The sequence below is a fragment of the Streptomyces sp. NPDC047108 genome (assembly GCF_040643575.1).
Taxonomy (GTDB): domain Bacteria; phylum Actinomycetota; class Actinomycetes; order Streptomycetales; family Streptomycetaceae; genus Streptomyces.
In genome coordinates, this window is sequence record NZ_JBEYUP010000001.1 from 36386 (window position 1) to 59702 (window position 23317).

21 protein-coding genes are annotated in these 23317 nt (G+C 71.3%); 6 read left to right on the top strand and 15 right to left on the bottom strand.

Annotated elements, in window-relative coordinates:
* The first annotated feature begins 24 nt into the window (after positions 1-24).
* Positions 25-1446, top strand: a complete 1422-nt coding sequence (locus ABZ822_RS00135; RefSeq protein ID WP_360846869.1) for an LCP family protein — start codon at positions 25-27, stop codon at positions 1444-1446.
* A 170-nt stretch (positions 1447-1616) separates the two neighbouring features.
* Here ABZ822_RS00135 and ABZ822_RS00140 read toward each other — a convergent pair whose 3' ends face one another.
* On the bottom strand, positions 1617-2165 hold the full coding sequence (locus tag ABZ822_RS00140; RefSeq protein WP_360845063.1) for an acyl-CoA thioesterase: 549 nt from the start codon (positions 2163-2165) through the stop codon (positions 1617-1619).
* A 129-nt stretch (positions 2166-2294) separates the two neighbouring features.
* Between ABZ822_RS00140 and ABZ822_RS00145 the strand changes: the two genes are divergently transcribed.
* Positions 2295-3599 carry an LCP family protein gene (locus ABZ822_RS00145; protein WP_360845066.1) on the top strand — a complete coding sequence of 435 codons (1305 nt, stop codon included), beginning with the start codon at positions 2295-2297 and terminating at the stop codon, positions 3597-3599.
* Between the two features lie 81 nt (positions 3600-3680).
* On the opposite strand, the gene ABZ822_RS00150 is transcribed toward ABZ822_RS00145, so the two are convergent.
* A complete protein-coding gene (locus ABZ822_RS00150) occupies positions 3681-4841 on the bottom strand; it encodes an acyl-CoA dehydrogenase (protein ID WP_360845068.1) in 1161 nt (386 codons plus the stop codon).
* 189 nt (positions 4842-5030) lie between these two features.
* On the opposite strand from ABZ822_RS00150, the gene ABZ822_RS00155 reads away from it, so the two are divergent.
* A complete protein-coding gene (locus tag ABZ822_RS00155; protein ID WP_360845070.1) occupies positions 5031-6374 on the top strand; it encodes a UDP-glucose/GDP-mannose dehydrogenase family protein in 1344 nt (447 codons plus the stop codon).
* Between the two features lie 37 nt (positions 6375-6411).
* Here the strand turns inward: ABZ822_RS00155 and ABZ822_RS00160 are convergent, their stop codons facing one another.
* From ABZ822_RS00160 to ABZ822_RS00175, 4 genes are all read right to left on the bottom strand, one after another.
* Positions 6412-7593 (bottom strand): dipeptidase, encoded by a 1182-nt coding sequence (locus ABZ822_RS00160; protein ID WP_360845072.1) that lies wholly within the window; start codon positions 7591-7593, stop codon positions 6412-6414.
* A gap of 140 nt (positions 7594-7733) precedes the next feature.
* Positions 7734-8927: a dipeptidase gene (locus ABZ822_RS00165; RefSeq protein WP_360845075.1), complete on the bottom strand. Its 1194-nt coding sequence runs from the start codon at positions 8925-8927 to the stop codon at positions 7734-7736.
* Between the two features lie 11 nt (positions 8928-8938).
* A complete protein-coding gene (purE, locus tag ABZ822_RS00170; RefSeq protein WP_360845077.1) occupies positions 8939-9484 on the bottom strand; it encodes a 5-(carboxyamino)imidazole ribonucleotide mutase in 546 nt (181 codons plus the stop codon).
* On the bottom strand, positions 9481-10632 hold the full coding sequence (locus ABZ822_RS00175; protein ID WP_360845079.1) for a 5-(carboxyamino)imidazole ribonucleotide synthase: 1152 nt from the start codon (positions 10630-10632) through the stop codon (positions 9481-9483). Before ABZ822_RS00175 ends, purE begins: the two co-directional genes overlap by 4 nt.
* A 197-nt stretch (positions 10633-10829) precedes the next feature.
* Between ABZ822_RS00175 and ABZ822_RS00180 the strand changes: the two genes are divergently transcribed.
* Positions 10830-11339, top strand: coding sequence for a GtrA family protein (locus ABZ822_RS00180; protein ID WP_360845081.1), 510 nt, complete (start codon positions 10830-10832; stop codon positions 11337-11339).
* Here ABZ822_RS00180 and ABZ822_RS00185 read toward each other — a convergent pair.
* Together ABZ822_RS00185 and ABZ822_RS00190 are read right to left on the bottom strand one after the other, a co-directional pair.
* On the bottom strand, positions 11323-12591 hold the full coding sequence (locus ABZ822_RS00185; RefSeq protein WP_360845083.1) for an ATP-binding protein: 1269 nt from the start codon (positions 12589-12591) through the stop codon (positions 11323-11325). The two genes, ABZ822_RS00180 and ABZ822_RS00185, sit on opposite strands and share 17 nt — an antisense overlap.
* Before the next feature lie 28 nt (positions 12592-12619).
* Positions 12620-13300 carry a response regulator transcription factor gene (locus ABZ822_RS00190; RefSeq protein ID WP_360845086.1) on the bottom strand — a complete coding sequence of 227 codons (681 nt, stop codon included), beginning with the start codon at positions 13298-13300 and terminating at the stop codon, positions 12620-12622.
* A 313-nt stretch (positions 13301-13613) separates the two neighbouring features.
* Between ABZ822_RS00190 and ABZ822_RS00195 the strand changes: the two genes are divergently transcribed.
* Positions 13614-15140, top strand: coding sequence for an oligopeptide:H+ symporter (locus ABZ822_RS00195; protein ID WP_360845087.1), 1527 nt, complete (start codon positions 13614-13616; stop codon positions 15138-15140).
* Positions 15141-15271: 131 nt separating this feature from the next.
* Here the strand turns inward: ABZ822_RS00195 and ABZ822_RS00200 are convergent, their stop codons facing one another.
* The 6 genes from ABZ822_RS00200 to ABZ822_RS00225 form a co-directional block, all read right to left on the bottom strand.
* Positions 15272-16621 carry a hypothetical protein gene (locus ABZ822_RS00200; protein ID WP_360846871.1) on the bottom strand — a complete coding sequence of 450 codons (1350 nt, stop codon included), beginning with the start codon at positions 16619-16621 and terminating at the stop codon, positions 15272-15274.
* A 38-nt stretch (positions 16622-16659) separates the two neighbouring features.
* Positions 16660-17796: a hypothetical protein gene (locus tag ABZ822_RS00205; protein ID WP_360846873.1), complete on the bottom strand. Its 1137-nt coding sequence runs from the start codon at positions 17794-17796 to the stop codon at positions 16660-16662.
* A 143-nt stretch (positions 17797-17939) separates the two neighbouring features.
* Entirely contained in the window at positions 17940-19052 is a 1113-nt protein-coding gene (locus tag ABZ822_RS00210) for an LPXTG cell wall anchor domain-containing protein (protein WP_360845089.1), read from the bottom strand.
* A 357-nt stretch (positions 19053-19409) separates the two neighbouring features.
* Positions 19410-20060, bottom strand: coding sequence for an LPXTG cell wall anchor domain-containing protein (locus ABZ822_RS00215; protein ID WP_360845091.1), 651 nt, complete (start codon positions 20058-20060; stop codon positions 19410-19412).
* 202 nt (positions 20061-20262) lie between these two features.
* The gene (locus tag ABZ822_RS00220; RefSeq protein WP_360845094.1) at positions 20263-20748 is read right to left on the bottom strand and encodes an ATP-binding protein; all 486 of its coding nucleotides are present in this window, start codon (positions 20746-20748) and stop codon (positions 20263-20265) included.
* Positions 20749-20923: 175 nt separating this feature from the next.
* On the bottom strand, positions 20924-21304 hold the full coding sequence (locus ABZ822_RS00225; protein ID WP_360845096.1) for an STAS domain-containing protein: 381 nt from the start codon (positions 21302-21304) through the stop codon (positions 20924-20926).
* Positions 21305-21547: 243 nt separating this feature from the next.
* Between ABZ822_RS00225 and ABZ822_RS00230 the strand changes: the two genes are divergently transcribed.
* Entirely contained in the window at positions 21548-22540 is a 993-nt protein-coding gene (locus ABZ822_RS00230; RefSeq protein WP_360845099.1) for an RNA polymerase sigma factor SigF, read from the top strand.
* Between the two features lie 62 nt (positions 22541-22602).
* Here ABZ822_RS00230 and ABZ822_RS00235 read toward each other — a convergent pair whose 3' ends face one another.
* Positions 22603-23280 (bottom strand): YoaK family protein, encoded by a 678-nt coding sequence (locus ABZ822_RS00235; RefSeq protein WP_360845101.1) that lies wholly within the window; start codon positions 23278-23280, stop codon positions 22603-22605.
* Positions 23281-23317 lie beyond the last annotated feature (37 nt).

A 23317-nucleotide genomic window follows, 5' to 3' on the forward strand; every position in this document is an offset into this window, starting at 1 on the left:
TCGCAGCCCCGCACCCGCACCCGCATCCCCCGCCTCCCCGGGCCCCGCCGTCCCCGCTGGGGGCTGCGGCTGGCCACCGGCCTCTCCGCGCTGCTGCTGGTCGCCGGCGGCTGCGGGCACGCGTTGGTCTCCCGGCTGGACACGGCCATCGGCCGGATCGATCCCTTCGAGGGGCTGAACAACCGGCCCCGCGGCAGCGACGGCCAGAACTTCCTGCTGGTGGGCACCGACGGGCGGGACAAACTGACACAGGAGCAGCGACAGCGGTACCACCTCGGCGGCGCGCCCTGCCACTGCACCGACACGATCATGCTCGTGCATCTCTCCGGCGACCGACGCCGGGTCAGCGTCATCAGCATCCCGCGCGACTCCTACGTCCAGCTCCCCTCGCACACCGACAAGGCGACCGGGGAGCGGGTGCCCGCCCGCCCCGGCAAGATCAACGCGGCGTACGCGCAGGGCGGTCCCCAACTCACCGTCCGCACCGTCGAGGACATGACCAAGCTGCACATCGACCACTACCTCGAGGTCGACTTCACCAGCTTCATGGAGACCGTCGACGTCCTCGGCGGGGTCGAGATCTGCTCGGCGCGCCCGATGCACGACCGCTACTCGGGGCTGGACCTGCCCGTCGGCACCAGCAGACTGAACGGCGGCGAGGCCCTGCAGTACGTACGCTCCCGGCACATCGACGGCGCCGCGGACCTCGGCCGGATGCAGCGGCAGCAGCGCTTCCTCGCCGCGCTGGTGGCGAAGGTGACGGACGGCGGTGTGCTGATGAACCCGGCGAAGTTCCAGGAGGTCGCCGCCACCCTGCTCGGATCGGTCCGCGCGGACCGCGGCTTCGGCACGGACGAGATGGTCGACATCGGCCGGGCGATGCGGCACTTCCGGCCGTCCTCCTCGGAGTTCGTCTCGGTCCCCGTCGCGGATCCGAGCCACCCGGTGCCGGGCCTCGGGTCGACCGTGAAGTGGGACACGGAGAGGGCCGGGAAGATCTTCCGCGCATTGCGCGCCGACCGGCCGCTCGCCGACCGCGCCGCGGGCCGGCCGTCCCCGGCGCTGGTCGACGTGGCGCCCGAGCAGGTCCAGGTCCGGGTCGACAACGGCACCGGGCGCGAGGGCCTGGGTCACCGGGTGACCCGCGCGCTGCGCGCCACCGGCTTCGTGACCTCCGGGACCCCCGGCGACGCGGGCGGATCCACGCGCCGCACCGTCGTCACGTACGACCCGGCGTGGGACCGCTCGGTGCGTACGGTCGCGGCCGCGCTGCCGGGCGCGCGGCTCAGGCCCCGGTACGGGAACGGGCCGGTGATGAAGGTCACGGTCGGCGAGGACTTCCGGCGGGTGCGGACGGTGCGCGCGGAGGATCCGTCACCGCGGACCACGGGTCCGCACGGGGCGGACGTGACGGCGGTCACGGGCGACCAGGTGCTCTGCGACTAGGCCGTGTCTTCTGGATCAGCTCGGGCCCGCGACGCCTGGCACGGCACCTCGCCGCGTTGTCGGAGCATCCGAGTAGGCCCACTACGAGGACGCTCCTCCGCCTTGCGATGCACCGCACCATACGCCGCGGGCTGATCCGAACTGATCCAGAAGACACGCCCTAGCGAACGTCAGTCGCCGATGCCCTCGGCGATGCGCTTCGCGCGCAGCTCCTTGATGGCGCGGCGGCGGGCCAGCCGGTGCGTACGCCGGATCTGCGCCTCCTGGTAGCGGCGCTTGTCCCGTTCGGTCTCGGGGATCACGGCGGGCACGGTCCGGGGCTTGCCGTCGGCGTCGACCGCCGCGAACACCAGATAGGCGCTGCCGACCTGGGTGGCGGGGCTGGACTCGTTCCAGCGCTCGGCCAGGACGCGGACACCGATCTCCATGGAGGACCGGCCGGTCCAGTTGCACTGCGCCTTCACGTGCACGAGGTCGCCGACGTGCACGGGCTCGAGGAAGACCATCTCGTCCATGGAGGCGGTGACCGCGGGCCCGCCCGAGTGCCGGCCGGCCACGGCCCCCGCCACGTCGTCCACGAGTTTCATGATCACGCCGCCGTGGACGGTGCCGAGGAGATTGGCGTCGCCCGCCGTCATGATGTGACTGAGCGTGGTCCGGGAAGCGGAGGTGGGCTTGCCCGGAATCGCGTCTTCCGGGGCCGCTGCCTGTTCAGTCATGTCCACCACCTTAAGCGGCGAAAAACCGTGACCCCGCCTCCGTACCTTTGCATCAGGTCTGCTACAGGGGCGGTGCGATTCGCCACTCACCCTGTATGACAGTCGGCCCGAGAAGGCACACTGCCGGGTATGAACGAGTGGCCTCAGGGTTGGACCGGCGACAGCAGGGACGGTTACGGGCGCGGCAGCGCCGGCCGCCCGGAGTCCGCGCGCACCATGCGCAACGTCCAGGGCGGCGGAGGTGACGGTGGATACGGTGGATACGGCGGATACGGCGGAGGCCAGTACCGGCCTGAGCCGCCGATGCCGCCCGGCATGTCGCCCCACCGTCCGGGCGTCCCGGGCCAGCGCGGGTACGACTACGACGACTACGACGACGGCTACAACACGGGCCAGGTCTACGGCGGTGGCCGCGGCGGACGCGGTGGCGACGACTACGGCCGCCCGGCCCCGAACTGGCGCCGCCGCCTCAAGATAGGCACCCTGACGCTGCTCGTCGTCTTCCTCGGCGTGTCCATCGCCACCTACTTCTGGGCCGACTCCAAGCTCCAGCGCGAGGTGGATCTCAGCAAGGTCATCGAACGGCCGGAGGGCGGCTCGGGCACCAACTACCTGATCGTGGGCTCCGACTCCCGTGAGGGCATGACGGCCGAGGAGAAGAAGAGGCTCCACACCGGCTCCGCCGACGGCAAGCGCACCGACTCGATGATGATCCTGCACGTCGGCGACAACGGCAGCACCATGATCTCGCTGCCGCGCGACTCGGACGTGGAGATCCCCTCCTTCCGCGGCTCGGACTCCGGCAACATCTTCCCGAACGAGGGCCGGCGCACCAAGCTCAACGCGGCCTACGCGGAGGACGGCCCGGAGCTGCTGGTCCGTACCGTCGAGGCCAACACCGGCCTGAAGATCGACCATTACGCGGAGATCGGCTTCGGCGGCTTCGCCAAGATCGTGGACTCGGTCGGCGGCGTCGAGATGGACATCCCGAAGTCCTTCAAGGACGAGAAGTCCGGCGCCGACTTCAAGTCCGGCACGCAGACCCTCAACGGCGAGCAGGCGCTGGCCTTCGTCCGGACCCGTTACGCACTGCCGGGCAGTGACCTGGACCGTACGAAGAACCAGCAGAAGTTCCTCTCGGCCCTGGCCAGCCAGACCGCCACGCCCTCGACCGTGCTCAACCCGTTCAAGCTCTACCCGACCATGGGCGCGGGCCTGGACACCCTGATCGTCGACAAGGACATGGGCCTGTTCGACCTGGCCGAGATGTTCTGGGCCATGAAGGGCGTCACGAGCGGCGAGGGCACGTCCATGAACATGCCGATCTCGGGCAACGCCCCGAACGGCAACCTCCAGTGGGACCGGGCGAAGGTCAAGCAGCTCGTGGAGCAGCTCAAGAACGACGAGAAGGTCACGGTCACCAGCAACCGGTAGACACCGGCCGCACGTTGATACGCGAAGGCCCCGGACCGCGCGGTCCGGGGCCTTCGCCGTGAGCGGCCTGTCGGGGGCGTCCTACTTCGGCAGGTTGCGCGCCATGACGATGCGCTGGACCTGGTTGGTGCCCTCGTAGATCTGCGTGATCTTCGCATCGCGCATCATGCGCTCCAGCGGGTAGTCACGGGTGTAGCCGTAGCCGCCGAGGAGCTGGACCGCGTCGACGGTGACCTCCATCGCGACGTCCGAGGCGAAGCACTTGGCGGCCGCGCCCTGGAAGGTGAGGTCGCTGTCGCCGCGCTCGGACTTGGCGGCGGCCGCGTACGTGAGCTGGCGGGCGGCCTCGATCTTCATCGCCATGTCGGCGAGCATGAACTGGATGCCCTGGAAGTCGGCGATCGCCTTGCCGAACTGCTTGCGCTCCTGGACGTAGACCTTGGCGTAGTCCAGCGCGCCCTGCGCGATGCCCAGCGCCTGCGCGGCGATGGTGATGCGCGTGTGGTCGAGGGTCTTCATCGCGGTGGCGAAGCCGGTGCCCTCGGCGCCGATCATGCGGTCGGCGGGGATGCGGACGTTGTCGAGGTAGACCTCGCGGGTCGGCGAGCCCTTGATGCCGAGCTTCTTCTCCGGGGCTCCGAAGGAGACGCCCTCGTCGCCCTTCTCGACGACGAACGCGGATATGCCCTTGGAGCGCTTCTCCGGGTCGGTCACGGCCATGACCGTGTAGAACTCGCTGACGCCGGCGTTGGTGATCCACCGCTTCACGCCGTTGAGGACGTAGAAGTCGCCGTCGCGCACGGCGCGGGTCTTCATGCCCGCGGCGTCCGAGCCCGCGTCCGGCTCGGAGAGGCAGTACGAGAACATCGCGTCGCCCTTGGCGAGCGGGCCCAGGTACTTCTTCTTCAGCTCCTCGGAACCGGAGAGGACGACCGGGAGGGAGCCCAGCTTGTTGACCGCGGGGATCAGGGAGGAGGAGGCACAGACACGGGCGACCTCCTCGATGACGATCACCGTGGCCAGCGCGTCCGCGCCCGCGCCGCCGTACGACTCGGGTACGTGCACCGCGTGCAGGTCGTTGGTGACCAGCGCGTCGAGCGCCTCCTGCGGGAAGCGGCCCTCCTCGTCCACCTCGGTGGCGAAGGGTGCGATCTTCGCCTCGGCGAGCGAGCGCACCGACTCTCGGAGCATGTCGTGCTCCTCGGACGGCCGGTAGAGGTCGAAATCGGTCGAGCCCGCCAAGGTGTCCTCACTCCCCAGAACTGCTAACTACCGTTAAGTAACCCGATTCTAGGGGCGGGCCCGCGCCGGGCCTACGTGGGCTTCACGTGAGCTTGGTGACAGCTCGCTCCCTCTTACCGGCCACGTGCCCGCCGCCGGGCCCGACTATGCTCGGGCGCGCAGTCCAGCCCGACGCCCCGTGGAGCACGCATGGCCCCGAAGATCACCGTGATCGGCACCGGATACCTCGGTGCGACGCACGCCGCCGCCATGGCGGAGCTGGGCTTCGACGTGCTCGGGGTGGACATCGTCCCGGAGAAGGTCGGCATGCTCTCGTCGGGCCGGGTCCCGATGTACGAGCCGGGGCTGGAGGATCTGCTCGCCAAGCACGTCCAGGGCCTGGAGGGCTCCACGGGACGACTGCGCTTCACCACCTCCTACGAGGAGGCCGGTGCCTTCGGCGACATCCACTTCGTCTGCGTGAACACCCCCCAGAAGCACGGCGAGTACGCCTGCGACATGTCCTACGTCGACGCCGCCTTCGCGTCGCTCGCCCCGCAGCTCACCCGCCCCGCACTCGTCGTCGGCAAGTCCACGGTGCCGGTCGGCAGCGCGGCCCGGCTGGCCCGGCGACTTGCCGAGCTGGCCCCGGTCGGTGAGGAGGCGGAGCTGGCCTGGAACCCGGAGTTCCTGCGCGAGGGCTTCGCCGTGCAGGACACCCTCCACCCCGACCGGATCGTGGCCGGTGTCACGAGCGAGCGCGCGGAGAAGCAGCTGCGCGAGGTCTACGCGAAGCCGATCACCGAAGGCTCGCCGTTCGTCGTCACCGACTTCCCGACCGCCGAGCTGGTGAAGACGTCCGCCAACTCCTTCCTCTCCACCAAGATCTCCTTCATCAACGCCATGGCCGAGGTCTGCGAGGCAGCCGACGGCGACGTGGTGAAGCTCGCCGAGGCCATCGGCTACGACGACCGGATCGGGAAGAAGTTCCTCCGCGCCGGCATCGGCTTCGGCGGCGGCTGCCTGCCCAAGGACATCCGCGCCTTCATGGCACGGGCGGGCGAGCTGGGCGCCGACCAGGCGCTGACCTTCCTGCGCGAGGTCGACTCGATCAACATGCGCAGCCGCGCCCGGATGGTCGAGCTGGCCCGTGAGGTACTGGGCGGCGGCAGCTTCCTGGGCAAGCGGGTGGCGGTGCTCGGCGCGACCTTCAAGCCGGACTCGGACGACGTACGGGACTCCCCCGCGCTGAACGTCGCAGGGCAGATCCACCTCCAGGGCGGGCAGGTCACGGTCTACGACCCCAAGGGCATGGACAACGCCCGCCGCCTCTTCCCCACCCTGGGCTACGCCCCGACCGCGCTGGACGCGGCCCGCGGAGCGGACGTGGTGCTGCACCTCACCGAGTGGCGCGAGTTCCGCGACCTGGACCCGGCGGCGCTGGGCGAGGTCGTCGCGGAGCGGCGGATGCTCGACGGGCGCAACGCGCTGGACCCGGACGTGTGGCGCGAGGCGGGCTGGACGTACCGCGCCCTGGGCCGCCCCCGGGCCTGAACCGCGGGCAGCTCCCTGCCCCGGCCGCTGTCCGCGATCAGCCGTCCAGGCGCCCGATGGTGACGGTCGAGGGTGCCCGGCGGTGCTGGGTGGACCGGGCGGTGAACTCCGCGTCCCGCATCATCCGGAGGGTGTTCTGCCAGGTCAGCTTGGCCAGGTCGGCTTCGCTCCAGCCGCGCTCCAGCAGCTCGGCGATCAGCCGGGGATAGCCGGAGGCGTCGTCGAGACCCGCCGGGTGCGCGCTGCCGCCGGTGTCGTACGAGCCGCCGAGGCCGACGTGGTCCGGGCCGGCGACGGCCTTGATGTGGTCGAGGTGGTCGGCCACGTCGGAGACGGTCGCGGTCCCCGCCCCTTCCCCGCACACGTACTCCGACTCGAAGGTGACCTTGCAGACGCCGCCGCGTGCGGCCATGCGTTCCAGCACGTCGTCCGGGACGTTGGCGGGGTGGTCGCACACGGCGAGGGCCGCGGAACGGGAGAAGACGACCGGGGCCTTGCTGACGGCGATGGCCCGCCGCATGGTGGCGGGCGCGCTGCCGGAGAGGTCGATGAGCATCCCGATCCGGTTCATCTCCCGGACGACCTCCTCACCGAAGAGGGTGAGGCCGCCGGCGCGGGGCTCGTCGGCCGCCGCGTCCGCCCACGGGGTGTTCCGGCCCTCGGCCAGAGCCATCCGGCGTACGCCCAGCTTGTACAGCGACCGCAGCGCGCCCAGTGAGCTGTCGATGCACTGGCCGCCGCCCGCGGCGAGCAGGGAGGCGATACGGCCGCGCTTGCGGGCCTCGATCATGTCGTCCGAGGTGAGGGCGAGCCGGAGGGCGTCGGGGTAGGCCCGGATCAGGGCGTGCACGAACTCGATCTGCTCCAGCGCAACGCTGACCGCGCGGTCGCCGACCACCACGTCGGGCACGCCGACCGACCAGAACTGCGCGGCCACGTGTCCGGCCCGGAGCCGCGGGATGTCGGTACTGACCCCGCCCTCGCCGGTGTCCAGGTCGAAGCGGGTGGGCGTCAGCTCGTGGCCGGACCGCAGCCGCAGCTCCCAGGCGAGCCCGTTGAAGCCGTCCGCCACCGGATGCCGGGCCAGGAACGCCCGCGCCCGCCCCGCCGTATCAGGCGCCCCCGGGTCGGGCCGGGGCTCCACCTCGGCACCGGCCGGGGCGGCCGGTGCGGCTGAGGGTGCGGGCGCGTCCAGGAGGGCAGGGGCGAGGTCGGCCATGGCGCGGACTCCGTGCTCGGCGGTCGAGGTACGTCGTCACCTTCGCACGGAGGTCCTGGCCTTTCGCGGTGGAAGAGGCGTACGGGTGGCGGCGCCGTGACGGCCCCGGCGCGGGCCTCACCCCGCGGGCTGACAACCCCTCAGGTATCGAGCTCCTCGATGGTCGCGTTGGAGGGGGTGCGGCGCGGGTCGTCCTGGATCCCGCGCGCCACCTCCTCGGCGGAGCGCAGCACCCGTACGGCGTTGTGCCAGGTCAGCTTGGCGATGTCGGCCGGGGACCAGCGGCGGCGGAGCAGCTCGGCGACCAGGTTCGGGTAGCCGGAGACGTCGTCCAGGCCCGAGGGCGTGAAGGCCGTGCCGTCGTAGTCGCCGCCGATGCCGACGTGGTCGACGCCCGCGACCTCGCGCATGTGGTCGAGATGGTCGGCCACGGTGGCCGCGGTCGCGACCGGACGGGGATGGGCCTCCTCGTACGCGCGCTGGACCTTGAGGCCGGCCTCCGTCGTGTCGAGCGGGTGCAGGCCGTTGGCCCGCATGTTCGCGTCAGCGCCCTGGGTCCACTCGATGGCGGCGGGGAGGATGAACTTCGGGACGAAGGTGACCATGGCGACACCGCCGTTGCCCGGCAGGCGCTCCAGCACGTCGTCGGGGATGTTGCGCGGGTGGTTGCAGACGGCGCGGGACGAGGAGTGCGAGAAGATCACCGGGGCCTCGGTGATCCGCAGCGCGTCGCGCATGGTGGCGGCCGAGACGTGCGAGAGGTCGACGAGCATCCCGGCCCGGTTCATCTCGGCGACGACCTCCTCGCCGAAGCGGGTGAGGCCGTGCGCCCGCGGCTCGTCGGTCGCCGAGTCCGCCCACGGGATGTTGTCGTTGTGCGTGAGCGTCATGTACCGCACACCGAGGGCGTGGAGCGCGCGGAGCGTGGCCAGCGAGCAGTTGATGCTGTGGCCGCCCTCGGCCCCCATGAGGGAGGCGATCCGGCCTTCACCGCGGGCGGTCTCCAGGTCGTCGGCGGTCAGCGCGCGGCGCAGGTCGGCCGGGTAGCGCTCGATGAGCTGCCCGACGACGTCGATCTGTTCGAGAGTCGCGCTGACGGCGGCGTCCCCGGTCAGGTCCGTGCGGACGTACACCGACCAGAACTGCGCGCCCACGCCGCCCGCTCGCAGCCGCGGGATGTCGGTGTGCAGATGGGCGCTCTGGTCGGTGGCGATGTCGCGCCGGCCGAGGTCGTACCGGACCTGCTCGCGCAGGGCCCAGGGCAGGTCGTTGTGGCCGTCGACGACGGGGTGGGCGGCCAGGAGTTCGCGGGCGAAAGCGGCGTGGTCGGTCATCGTCCCCGCCCTCACTGACCGAAGCCGAAGCCGGCGCTGCCCTCGACCTTGGCGCGCAGGCGCTTGCCCTTCTGTGTCGCCTGCTCGCCGAGCTCCTCCTGGAACTTCCGCATACGGCTCTGCAGTTCGGGATCGTGGGCGGCGAGCATGCGGACCGCGAGAAGGCCCGCGTTCCGGGCGCCGGCGACGGAGACGGTGGCCACAGGGACCCCGGCCGGCATCTGCACGATGGAGAGCAGGCTGTCCATGCCGTCGAGGTACTTCAGCGGCACCGGGACGCCGATCACCGGCAGCGGGGTCACCGAGGCCAGCATGCCGGGCAGGTGGGCGGCGCCGCCCGCGCCGGCGATGACGGCCTTCAGGCCGCGGTCGGCGGCCTGTTCGCCGTAGGCGAGCATCTCGCGCGGCATGCGGTGCGCGGAGACGACGTCGACCTCGAACGGCACCTCGAACTCGTCGAGGGCCTTGGCCGCGGCCTCCATCACCGGCCAGTCCGAGTCGGATCCCATCACGATCCCGATGACGGGGGATGCCCCCCCGCGGTCCAACTCCGTCATTCCAGCAGTGTCCCTCGCAGATAGTCGGCGGCGTGCCGGGCGCGTTCGCGCACGTCGTCCAGATCGTCGCCGTAAGAGTTGACGTGGCCGACCTTACGGCCGGGCTTCACGTCCTTGCCATACATATGGATCTTGAGCTGCGGATCCCGGGCCATGCAGTGGAGGTACGCGGAGTACATGTCGGGGAAGTCGCCGCCGAGGACGTTGGCCATGACCGTCCAGCGCGCGCGGGGGCGCGGGTCGCCGAGCGGGAGGTCGAGCACGGCCCGTACGTGGTTGGCGAACTGCGAGGTGACGGCGCCGTCCTGGGACCAGTGGCCGGAGTTGTGCGGGCGCATCGCCAGCTCGTTGACGGCGATCCCATGGCTGCCGTCCGGCTCCACGGTCTCGAACAGCTCGACCGCCAGGTGCCCGACGACGTCCAGCTCCTTCGCGATCGTCAGCGCCAGCTCCTGCGCCCTGAGCGACAGTTCCTCGGACAGGCCGGGGGCGGGGGCGATCACCGTGTCGCAGACGCCGCCGACCTGGATCGACTCCACGACCGGGTAGGCGACGGCCTGGCCGTGCGGGGACCGTACGACGTTGGCGGCCAGCTCGCGGACGAAGTCGACCTTCTCCTCGGCGAGGACGGGCACTCCGGCCTTGAACGGGTCGCCCGCCTCCTCGGCGCCGTTCACGACCCAGACGCCCTTGCCGTCGTAGCCGCCGCGGACGGTCTTGAGGACGACGGGGAAGCCGTCGCCCTCCTCCGCGAAGCGCACCACGTCGGCCGGGTCCGTCACGATCCGGTGGCGCGGGCACGGGATGCCGATCGCGTCCAGCCGGGACCGCATGACGCCCTTGTCCTGGGCGTGGATCAGGGCCTCGATGCCGGGGCGGATGACGACCCCGTCGGCTTCCAGGGCGCGCAGGTGCTCGGTAGGCACATGCTCGTGATCGAAGGTGATCACATCGCAGCCCTGTGCGAAAGCACGAAGGGTGTCGAGGTCGCGGTAATCACCGACGACGACGTCGCTGACGACCTGCGCCGCAGAGTCCTGCGGACTGTCGCTGAGGAGCTTGAACTTCAGGCCGAGGGGGATGCCCGCCTCGTGGGTCATGCGGGCGAGCTGACCGCCGCCGACCATGCCGACTACCGGGAACGTCACTCACCCAGGGTATCCGCACTCCCGGACTGCCCCGCACGCCGGTTTGGACGATCCTCCAGCCGGGTCCATGTGAAGAAGTCCATATGAGACTCCTGGCCCTTCGCGGGTGTCGGCCGGACGCGGGAGAGGCCCCTGGTTAGCATGAGGAAGCCGGACAGATGCCGAATCCACGCCAACAATGGAGCCATACGATCACTATGAGTGAACGGCGCACAGGTCGTTCGCGGTTGCAGCAGCTCAAGCAGCTCGCCCGCGAACTCGCCAAGTTCGGGACCGTCGGCGCCGTCGGCTTCCTGGTCAATTTCGTGGTGTTCAACCTCTGCATGCACGTCATCGGCCTGGCCGTGGTGCGCTCCGGCGTGATCGCCACCTTCATCGCGATCTGCACGAACTACGTCGGCAACCGCTACTGGACGTACCGCGACACCGACAAGAGCCGCCGCAGCCGCGAACTCACGCTCTTCTTCCTCTTCAGCGGCGTCGGCCTGGTGATCGAGAACGGCGTCCTGGCGATCTCGCACTACGGTCTCGGCTTCACCTCGACCGTCGCGGACAACGTCGCCAAGAACGTGATCGGCCTCGGCATCGCGACGGTCTTCCGCTTCTGGTCGTACCGCACCTGGGTCTTCCGGTCCATGCCCGAACGCGACGCCGTCAGCACCGCCGAATCGTTCCTCGAGCAGGACTCCCTCAACCGGACGAAGTGACCTCGTCCTGGTCCTGCGCGCCCGACTCACGACTCAGGAACAGCGCGAAGACGGGCGGGTGCTGCTGCAGCAGCTCCAGCCGCCCGCCGTCGGCCTCCGCCAGGTCCCGGGCGACCGCCAGGCCGAGCCCGGTCGAGTTCCGACCGCTGACCGTGCGTTCGAAGACCCGGGAGCCCAGGTCCGGCGGGACGCCGCGGCCCTCGTCGGTGACCTCGACGACGACCTGGTTGCCGGTGACGCGGGTGCGGAGGGCGACCGGACCGGCCCCGTGCATCAGTGAGTTCTCGATCAGCGTCGCCAGCACCTGGGCGACCGCCCCCGGGGTGCCGACCGCCCGCATGCCCTTCTTGCCGGAGCGGACGATGATCCGCCCGGCGTTGCGGTAGGCCGGGCGCCACTCCTCGATCTGCTGCTTGACGACCTCGTCGAGGTCGAAGCCGACAGCCGATCCGGTGCGCGGGTCACGGGAGTTGGTCAGCAGCCGCTGGACGACGTCGGTGAGCCGCTCGACCTGCCCGAGGGCGATCGTCGCCTCGTCCTTCACGGTCGCCGGGTCGTCGGTGGCGGTGATCTCCTCCAGGCGCATGGTGAGCGCGGTCAGGGGCGTACGGAGCTGGTGGGACGCGTCGGCCGCCAGCCGCCGCTCGGCCGTCAGCATCCGCCCGATGCGCTCGGCGCTGGAGTCGAGCACGTCCGCGACCCGGTCCAGCTCCGGGACCCCGTACCGCCGGTGGCGCGGCCGCGGGTCACCGGAGCCGAGCCGCTCGGCGGTCTCGGCGAGGTCGGTGAGCGGGGCGGTGAGGCGGCGCGCCTGGCGTACGGCGAGCAGGACGGCGGCGATCACGGCGAGGAGGGCGACCGCGAGGATGATCAGCAGCGTCCGGCCGATCTCGCCGCTGACCGTGGACGCGGGCTCCTGGACGATGACCGTCTCGCCCTCCTCGCCGCGCTCCCTCGCCTCGATGACGTCGCCCGAGGGCCGCTTCCCGACCTCGACGGGCTTCTTGCCGGGCATCTCGATGCGGGCGTATCGGTTGGGCGTGATCTGGTTGCCCAGGACCCGGGCGCTGACCCGCTCGCCGCCCAGCAGGCGGCTGTCGACGATGCTGACCAGCCGTACGGCCTCGGAATCGACGCTCTCCTGGGCGCTGTTCTCGATCGTCCGGGTCTCGACGATCACCAGGGAGATGCCGAAGACGGCGATCACGACGAGCACCACGGCGAGCGTGGAGTTGATCAGTCGGCGGCGCACGGGGCCCTCCGGGCCTGCTGGGAGCGCACTAGCTCTTCTCGAACCGGAAGCCGACGCCGCGCACCGTGGCGATGTAGCGCGGGTTCGCGGCGTCGTCCCCGAGCTTCTTGCGGAGCCAGGAGATGTGCATGTCCAGGGTCTTGGTGGAGGACCACCACGTGGTGTCCCAGACCTCGCGCATCAGCTGGTCGCGGGTGACGACCCGCCCCGCGTCCCGTACGAGGACCCGCAGCAGGTCGAACTCCTTGGCGGTGAGCTGCAGCTCCTCCTCGCCCATCCAGGCCCGGTGCGACTCGACGTCGATCCGCACGCCGTGGGTGGCGGGCGGCTGGGTCTGGGTGTCGGCCGCGCCGCGGCGCAGCAGCGCCCGGACCCGCGCGAGGAGCTCGGCCAGCCGGAAGGGCTTGGTCACGTAGTCGTCGGCGCCGGCGTCCAGGCCGACGACGGTGTCCACCTCATCGGCCCGCGCGGTGAGGACGAGGACGGGGAATCCGTGGCCCTCGTTGCGGAGCCTGCGGCAGACCTCGAGACCGTCCATGCCGGGCAGGCCGAGGTCGAGGACGAGGAGGTCCACTCCCCCCTGCAGACCGGCGTCGAGCGCGGTCGGACCGTCTTCGCGCACCTCGACCTCGTAGCCCTCGCGGCGCAGGGCCCGGGCCAGCGGTTCCGAGATGGACGCGTCATCCTCGGCGAGCAGTACTCGGGTCATGGACCGATGGTAGTCCGCAGGGCCGCCGAGCTGGGCCTGTACGGCGAGGCCCCGGGGCCGGGGAGGCGGGAGGGTGGACTACCGTCGAGTGGGGCGCGTGGGTTCCGCGTTCGGCTGTGACATTGCTCTCAAGCCCTTCCATATGCGCGTATGACGTGACGTAAGGTTTACGCGCGTCCATCAGCACTATCAGGGGACCTTGGGCCGAGTTCGCAAGCCGAAGGTCTCCTTCGTCTGTGTGCAGAACCGCCATTTCCCCCCACACCCGGGCGCTTCACCAGACCGGAGCGTCCCGAACCCACAAGGATCGACCATGGCGTCCAGCCTGACGAAGGGATCAGCGCAGCAGGGGACCCCTGCCGGCGGCAAGACCTTCTTCGGCCACCCACGCGGACTGGCCACGCTCTTCATGACCGAGATGTGGGAGCGTTTCAGCTTCTACGGGATGCGGGCCCTGCTCGTCGTCTATCTGATCGCCGGCGGCCCCGACGCCAAGCCCGGCAGCCAGGGCGGCGGTCTCGGGATGTCCGAGGCCAACGCGGTGGCCATCTACTCCGTCTACCTGGCGATGGTCTACCTGCTGGCCATGCCCGGCGGCTGGTTCGGCGACCGTGTCTGGGGCCCGAGAAGGACGGTCGCGATCGCGAGCGCCGTCATCATCTCCGGTCACGTCGCGCTCGCCCTGCCCGGCCAGGCGGCGTTCTTCGCGGGCCTGGCGCTCGTGGCGCTCGGCTCCGGCCTGCTGAAGGCGAACATCTCCACGATGGTCGGCCACCTCTACGACGGTCCCCAGGACCCGCGTCGTGACGGCGGCTTCACCGTCTTCTACATGGGCATCAACCTCGGCGCCTTCGCCGCCCCGCTGGTCATCGGCACCGTCGGCCAGAAGGTCGGCTGGCACTACGGCTTCGCGCTCGCCGCGGTCGGCATGGGACTGGGTCTGCTGCAGTTCCTCATCGGCTCGCGCCACCTCAGCGAGAAGAGCAGCGTCGTGAACGCCCCGCTCTCGCCCGAGGAGCGCAACTCCACGCTGCGCAAGGGCCTGCTGTGGCTGGGGATCGCCGCCGTCTTCTACGGCGTCGTCTACTTCTCCGGCCGCTTCACCCTCAACTGGGCGCTGGTGCCGATCACTCTGCTCGGACTGATCATTCCGACCGCCGTCCTGGTCCGCATCAAGCGGGACAAGGAGCTGACGGCCACCGAGCAGACCAAGATGAGCGGCTACATCTGGTTCTTCGTCGCCGCGGCCGTCTTCTGGATGATCTACGACCAGGGCGGTTCGACGCTGGCCGCGTTCGCCGAGACCAAGACCTCGGACTCGCTCTTCGGCCTCAACTTCCCCTCGTCGTGGTTCCAGTCGTTGAACCCGCTGTTCATCATGGCGCTGGCCCCGGTCTTCGCCTGGCTGTGGCTGTCGCTGGCGCGGCGTGACCGCGAGCCGAGCACCACGAAGAAGTTCGGCGGCGCACTGGTGCTGGTCGGTGCCTCGTTCTTCGTCTTCGTCCTGCCGATGCTGATGGCCGAGGACGGCGCCAAGGTCAGCCCGATGTGGCTGGTGTCGATCTACATGATCCAGACGATCGGCGAGCTGTGCCTCTCCCCGGTCGGCCTGTCGGTCACCACGAAGATGGCGCCCGCCAAGTACGCCAGCCAGATGATGGGTGTGTGGTTCCTCGCCGTCACCGCGGGCGACTGCATCACCGGCCTCCTCTCGCTGGGCGGCGTCGACCTCAGCGGCTCCAAGGTGGTCGGGGTGGAGGCGGCCCTGGCGGTCATCGCCGGAGTCGCGATCTTCCAGTACCGCAAGAAGGTCGAGGCACTGATGGGCGACGTCCACTGACGTCCGTACCGTCCGCACCGCCTCGCCCGCACGAGGCGTGAAGGGCCCCGGCGCCGTCGAGCGCCGGGGCCCTCCGCCGTCGGCGTCGCCTGTTCACGACCGAGTCGGCGGTGTCGTACGCGGTGCGATTCTCAGCGGGTGCCGCGCAGCCTGCTCCACGGGGTGAACGTGAAGACCGCGCCGCCGAGCAGGATCACCGTGCCGGCGACGAGACCGAGGGCGCGCAGACCGCCGTTGTCGTTCGCGCCCGTCTCGGCGAGGCCGCCGCCCGACGAGGAGCCGCCCGCCGAACCACCCGACGCGCCGCCCGTGCCGGAACCGCCCGTGGACGAGCCGCCGGAGGCGCCGCCCGGCTGTTCGGAGGTGTCGAGTTCGAGCGAGACGCCCGGGTCCTTGGCCGGGGTGCAGGTGGTGGTCGTCCCGAGGGCCTTCACGGTCAGGACGCCCGGGGTGAGCGTGGCCTTGCCCGTGGCACCGGGCTTGTACGTGCCCTTGAGGTCCGGGATCTCGATGGGGTCACCGGACTTGATGGGCTCCTTGTTGGCCGGGCCCTCGACGTGGACGGTCCCCTTGTCGGCGCCGCCCAGCTTCACCTCCATGGACGGCTTGACCGAGTCCGCGGGGATGTCGGCCGGGCTGTCCATGACGGACTTGCTGAACTTCACGTTGAGATCGAAGTCGCCGCCGTTCTTCTTGGCGTCGATCCGCACGGGCGAGGTCGCCTCCTTGTCACCGATGGGGGTCTTGCACTTGTACGGGACCTCGACCTCCTTGCCCGGGTAGTCCGTGCCGTCCGGGTCCCCGCCGCCGCCCGTCGTCCCGCCGGACGTCGTACCGCCGGAGTCCGAACCGCCGTCCGTACCGCCGGAGTCACCGCCTGTGGAGCCCCCGGTCGTACCGCCGGAGTCGCCGCCCGTGGTCCCGCCGGAGTCACCGCCGGTCGAGCCGCCCGATGTGGTGCCGCCCGTCGTACCGCCGCCGTCGGTCACCTTGATCGTGGCGCCCGGCTTCACCTCCTCCTTCGCGGAGCACTTGGTGTCCGTGGAGATGGGCTTGTTGACGTTGATGTTGTAGAAGCCCGGTGCCAGCGTCACCTCACCGGCCTTCTCCAGCTTCAGCGAGCCCTTCATGGCGGACAGCACCATGGGGCTGTTCTTGGGGATCGGCGGGTTCTCCCGCGGCCCCTCGACCGCCAGTTCACCGGTCTGCGCCCCGGCGATCTTGATCTTTCCGGTCGGCTGGACGGTGTTCTTGTCCAGATCGAGGATGTCGGGGTTCTTGGACGCGGCCTTCACGGTCGTCCACACGACCTCGACCGTGTCGCCCACCTTCGCCGTCTCCGGGGCCTTGATGTCCACCGTGGTGGTGCCCTGCACCGGTGGCAGGCCGGAGATCGGGGGCGGGAGACACTCCGTGGCGTAACTGACCTCTGCCGCCTGTGCCGGGCTCGCGGCGATCAGGAGCCCCGCACCGCCGAGCATCAGCGCGACTCCGGCCGCGCTCACCCTCCGTTGCGTCTTCACGAGCTTCCTTTCGACGAGGAACGGTCTTCTGACGGTGCGGAGACTTGCTCCTCCCTGGACGGGAGGGTGTCGGGCGTGAACCAGGGCAGGGCGGCGGCGCCGTCGCCCGCACCGCCCCCGCCGGAGGAGGCGTCGCCCGCCCCCGGGGCGCGGGGGGCGTCCGGAGCGCGGGGGGCGTCCGGGCTGCCTTCCCCGTCGGGCCGGCCGCGGCCCCGCCCCGTACGGCCATGGCTCCCCGTGAGGCGGCCACCGCGCGTACGGGCTCGGGCCCTCGGGCGGGCGCGGCCTCGCGAACGGGCGGGCAGATGCGGGCGGACGCGGTCGACGACGGCCATGCCGGTCCGGAAGACCGCGGCGGGGACGACGACGCAGAGCAGGAGCCAGAACAGCGTGACGCCCCAGGGGCGTTCGACGCCCCAGGGCTGCTCGGTGAGGACCTTGTTCCCGTACTTCAGCGAGACGAGATAGTCGCCGTGCGCCCCCGCGGACAGTTCCACGGGCAGCTCGATCCGGGCCCTCTTCCCCGGCTCGACGGCCCCCCGCCACTGCTGCTGCTCCCACTGCGGGGCGAACACCCCGTGCGCCGTGCCCACGCGGAACACGGGGTTACGGGCGGGTGCCGAGCCGAGGTTGCCGACGGTCAGGACGAGGCGGCGCTGCGGCGGAGCACCGAACCAGGTCAGCAGCCCGCTCGATCCCTCAAGCCGCGCCGAGAGCACGGCGAGCCGCCCGGTGCCCTCCTCCGCGGGGAGCGGGGCGACCGGGTGCCCGGCGACCTTCAGCTCCGCGTCGGCCGACGCGGCCTCGCCCGTGACGGTGGCGACGTGCACGACACAGGGGCAGGGTTTGGGAGGTTCGGCGACCGGGAGCGTACGGCTGAAGCTGCCGTCGCGGCGGGTGGTGACGGCGCGGCCGTCGGCATTGGCGCAGGCGTTGGTGCCGCCGATCATGTTCTGGCCGCAGATGAGGAGGGTCAGCAGGGTGCGGGGGCGCCAGCCCTTGCCGGTGACGGTGATCGTCCCGCCCGCGCCCGCCTCCGCCTTCGAGAGCCGGACGCTCGGTCCGTCGTCGGCACTGCTGCGGGCGGTGGCGGCGGCGCTCGTGGCGGGGAGGAGGACGAGCGCCGCCAGCACGGACAGCACCGACAGCAGTGCGGCCGCGCGCCGTACGGGCACCAGTGCACCGGGCCCGGCGTCCCGCGGCACCGCGCTGCCTCGCGATGTCCCTGCGGCTCGCTGTGCCGCTCGGGCGGCTTGCCGTGCCGCTCCGGCTCGCCTCATCGTGCCGCCCCCGATCCCGCGTCGGCCAACTCCCGTGCGCCCGGCGCCTCGTGCGGCCCCTCGCGCCCCTCTTCGCGCCGCGCGCCGCCGGAGGCGGGCCCGGCTCGTGAGCGGCGCCGGCGCCGCAGGTACCAGCCGCCCGCCCCCGCGGCGAGGAGGCCGAGCAGCGCCGCCGCGGACGCCGCCCAGGGGAACGGGCTGTACGAGGCCGTGGCCGTGGCGCGGGCTCCGCCCGCCGCGGTGGCCGTCAGCGTGACGTCCGCCGTGTCCAGCCGGGGCGCCCCGGGCCACTGCTCGGTCAGCCGGACCCGCGCCCCTGGCAGCAGTTCCACGGGGAGGTCGCGGGCGGCGCGGCGCAGCGTCCCGCCGCCGAACAGGCCGTCGGCGCGGACCGCGAGGCGTGGCGCGAGCGCGGTGTTGCCCCGGTTGACGAGCGCGTAGTGGATCTCGGCCCCGCCCCCGGTGCGTACGACGGACACGTCCTCGACCGACAGGGCGGCCAACGTGGGCCCGGTGACCCGGAGATGGAGCCGTACGCCCGCGTCCCGTCCGCCGCCGGTCGCGACGATCGCGGCGGGGTGGTCGCCCGGTACGGCGTCGGGCGGGACGGTCACGGTGAAGGGGATGTCGGCCCGGGTGCGGGGCGGCACCTTCACCTTCGCGGAGGCGAGGGTGACCCAGGAGCCGGACGCGGTGCTCCGGCCCGGGCCCCGGACGGCGAAGGCCCCCGCGTCGCCGGTGTAGCCGTCGGCGCCGCGCAGCCGGACGATCCGCGCGTGCGGACCGGAGTTGGTGACGGTGACCGTGTCCTCCAGCACGGTGCCGGGCCGTCCCTCCAGGTAGAAGTACGGCCGCCCTCCGGTGCTCGGTCTGCTGCCGCCCCCGGAGGCCGGCGCCGCCGACCAGTCCGGCTTCGCGGCCGCCGGTGCGGATACGGACGCGGGCGGGGGCGCCGCCGGTACGGACACGGGCGCGGGCTCCGCGGGGACGGCCGCCCCGGCCGGGACGGCGGCACAGAGCGCCGCCACGACCGCCGGCACCGACGCGAGCGCCGTCGCTGCCCTGGGGGCCCTGCGTGCCGTGTGTGCCCTGCCGGTCCGGGACTGCATCGGCGGCTCCTCGAGTGCTCGCTCGCGGTCAACGCTGCGGATGGGGACGGGAGTTCGGCGGTACCCGCGGCGGGACTCCGCGGTGTCCGCCGTGTGCGCTGGGCTCGCGGTGTTTCGGGGTGGTCCGCGCCGTGCGCGGCGTACGCCGGGTGTGCCCGGAGCCCTCGGACGCTCTCCGGTGCTGTCGGTGCTCTCCGGTGCTGTCGGTGCTCTCCGGTGCTGTGGGTGCTCTCCGGTGCTCTCCGTGTCGCCGGTTCCCCGCCCGGCCCGGTGCGGCGGCCCGGGCCCGGACCCGGTGGGCGGCGGCCCCGGCGACCAGGGGTGCGGGCCCCGGTCGCGCAGCACCGCGTCGGGGACCTAGGCCGCGGGCCGGCCGCCCCGGCGGGTCAGCCAGAGCACTCCGGCCACCCCGGCGAGGAGAACGGTTCCGCCGAGCGTGCCGAGCGCGACCGCCGCGTCGGCCGGACCGGTCTGCGGCAGTTCGTCGCCACCGGCGTCCTCGCCGCCCGACGGCGCCGATCCCCCGCCGCCCGAGCCCTTCACGTCGAGGGTCAGCGACGGCTTGGGGTCGTTCTTGGGGGTGCAGGTCGTGGTGGTGCCCAGCGCCTTGATCGTCAGGGTCGACGCGGTGAAGGTGACCTTGCCGCTCCCCTTGGGCGTGTAGGTACCGGACAAGTCGGTGATCTTGATGGGGGTGTTGGCGGGGATGGCCTCGCTGTTCGGCGGGCCCGTGACGCGCAGGGTGCCGTTCTCGGCGCCGCCCAGCTTGATCAGCGCGCTCGGGTTCATCGCCCCCTTGCCCAGCTCCACGGGGCTGGAGGAGACACCCTTCTCGAAGGTCATGGTGAGCTTGTAGGAGCTGCCGCTCTTGACGCTCTTGATGTCGATGGGCGAGACCGCGCCCTTGTCTCCGATCGGCGTCTTGCACCGGTAGTCGACGTCCACCACATCGGCGTGGGCCAGGGGGGCGGCCAGCAGCACGGCTCCGGCCGCAACGGCCGTGGCCACTGCGAGCGTTCCCCTGCGAGCGGCCGGCCGGCTCTTCGTTCGGGACACCTCGGGATCCCCTCTCGTCGGTTGTCGCCGCGCGCGATTTACTGACGACACATCAGATTCGCGCGCCGACAGTACGCCGGGGACCTTGGAGAGGGAAGACAAAGAACACGCCGGATCGGCGTGTTCGCAAAGGGAATTGCGGGGCGGGCGGGCGCTAGGCGGGAGCGGCGAGCTCGGCCCACACGGTCTTGCCGACCCCGTCGGTGTTCCGCACGACCCCCCAGTCCAGGCACAGCCGCTGGACGATGAACATGCCGTGGCCACCGGGACGGCCCGCACGGTGCGGCGTACGGGGGGCGGGCGAGCCGGAGCCGAGATCCACGACCTCAAGGCGCAGCACCTTGCCCGCGCAGCCGACGCGCAGCTCCTCGGGACCGTCGGCGTGCAGACACGCGTTGGTGACGAGTTCGGAGACGACGAGCAGTACGTCCTCGGCCGCGGCACGCTGGTCGCCGGTCGCCGCGGGCAGCCAGCCCCAGTCGTAGAGGGCCTGGCGGGTGAAGTCGCGGGCGCTGGGAACGATGCCGCTGGCGCCCTTCAGATCGAGTCTGCGCACCTGACCGGTCGCGGGCACGGCAGGGGAAGCACCGCCCGCCTCCGGGCCACGATCACCCGGCGAGTACGGCCGCGTGGTGCTCATCAGCGCTTCACCTCACCGATTCGCCGATACACAGGTAACGGTTACCTGACAGATTCATCAGATTCAGCAGTCTCCTGCCCGACCTGTCGGCGGGAACACCCACTTCTTCGATACGGAACGTGTGACGCATATAACGCACGCATCACACGACAGAGCGGGCGGGCAGGGAGAGGAGTCAGTCGGCCGGCGAGTCGGCCAGAGCCTCGTCGAGTGTGTCGTGAACGGTGAAGACCGCTTCCGCGCCCGTGATCTCGAACACTCTCGCCACGACCGGGAGCATGCCCACCAGATGAACACCGCCACCCGCGGCCTCGGCCTTGAGCCGGGCACCGAGCAGCACGTTGAGCCCGGTGGAGTCGCAGAACTCGAGCCGTGAGCAGTCCACCACGAGGCGGGGTCGTCCCTGGTCGACGCAGCCCTCCAAGGGCTCGCGCAGCAGCTCGGCCGTGTGGTGATCGAGCTCACCCGCCGGCGTCACGACAGCGCTGGACCCCTGGTGCCGAACCTCGACCTGGAGCCGGCCCCTGCTGGTACTGCCGACCATCCCGCGGTCCATGCGCACCCCTTCTGGTTGCTTGCGACGGCGCACCCCGAACCCTACGCCTTCGATACGCGGTCCGGTAGACGAACATCCCCTCGAAAGGGACATAGCGCACCATCCCGACCTTGCTTTCCCCTGGCCGGACCGGGTAGGGCTAGTACGGACACGTTCGAGAACTGCCGGCTTCGGAGGCGCCGCACACCGCAGGAAGAGACATCGGCACCCGGCAGCCATATGCCGAGAATGATGGAGGAGACCATGTCACCCCGGCTCGACGAGCCGCGCACCGCTGATGATCGCCATGTGCGGCGGTCCGCTACGTCGACAACCTCCCCCACCCTCCGGCGGGAGGAAACCCTGATCGGGCAAAGGAATTCCGAAATCCCCGCGGCCCGCGAGGCCGACGAGGACCAGGACCTCGACGCCCAGGGGCGCGACGACGAGCTCTTCGCGGACCTCCCTGAGATCCCTCCGTACGACGAGGTCGCCCCGCTCGACGCGCGGGCCCTGTCCAAGACCCTCTTCGCGCGGCTGGAGTCGCTCGAGGAAGGCACCCACGAGTTCGCGTACGTACGGAACACGCTGGTCGAGCTCAACCTCGCGCTGGTGAAGTTCGCCGCCTCCCGGTTCCGCTCCCGCAGCGAGCCGATGGAGGACATCGTCCAGGTCGGCACCATCGGTCTGATCAAGGCGATCGACCGCTTCGAACTGAGCCGCGGAGTCGAGTTCCCCACCTTCGCGATGCCGACGATCATCGGTGAGATCAAGCGGTTCTTCCGCGACACGAGCTGGTCCGTGCGGGTCCCGCGGCGCCTCCAGGAGCTGCGGCTCGACCTGGCCAAGGCCGGCGACGAGCTGGCGCAGAAGCTCGACCGCGCCCCGTCGGTGGCCGAACTCGCCGAACGCCTCGGCCTCACCGAGCAGGAGGTCGTCGAGGGCATGGCCGCGAGCAACGCGTACACCGCGAGCTCGCTGGACGCCCAGCCCGAGGAGGACGACACCGAGGGCGCGCTCGCGGACCGCCTCGGCTACGAGGACCACGACCTCGAGGGCATCGAGTACGTGGAGTCGCTGAAGCCGCTGATCGCTCAGTTGCCGCCACGGGACCGCACGATCCTCTCGCTGCGCTTCGTGGCCAACATGACGCAGTCGGAGATCGGCGAGGAGCTCGGCATCTCGCAGATGCACGTCTCCCGTCTGCTGACGCGGACCCTGACCCGGCTCCGCAAGGGTCTGATGATCGAGGAGTGACGCGTCCGGCGCTTCCGGCGGCGCTGACGCACAGAACGACGACGAACGCCCCCGGGACCGGTTCAGCCGGTCCCGGGGGCGTTCGGGCGCGGTACGGCGAGGCTGTAGGCGCCGGCCACCGCCAGGACGCACCCGGCCACCGCCAGCAGCAGCACGGGCGCCCGTACGGCCTCGTGGAGCAGCCACGCGCCGAGCACGCCGCCCGCGAGCATGGCGCCCACCGTCGCCACTCTGCGGACCGTGTGCGCGGCGCCCGTGGGGATCCTCGTGTCGAGTCCGAGGAGGGAGCCGCCGAGGAGCGCGGTCATGGACCGGGTGAGGACGGTCGTCGACATATCGGGGACCGGCGCGCGCAGCATCGTCACGTTCCGCATCCCCATCGCCACGGACACGAAGGCGATCACCGCGTAGTGCCGGCCGGTGAGGGGCGTACCGAGGGGTTCCAGCTCCCAGGCCACCAGACCCGCCACCGCGAGCAGCACGGCCTCTGCGACGAGGGAGAGCACGTACCAGCGCCTCCCGCGCACATCCATGACGGACTCCAGGCGGGCCGCGATCACCGCGCCCGCGGCGAAGCCGCAGAGCGAGGCGACCGGCGGCCCGACGGTCATGCCGGGGGTCCCGCCGAGAGCGAAGGCCAGGAAGAGCGTGTTGCCGGTCTGGACGGCCGTGAACGCCGGGCCGAGGGCGATGAAGCTGACGGCCTCGATCACGCCGGTGGTCAGCGTGAGCGCGATCATGGCCACGGTCCTGGCGGGCTCGCGCTGGAGCGGCACG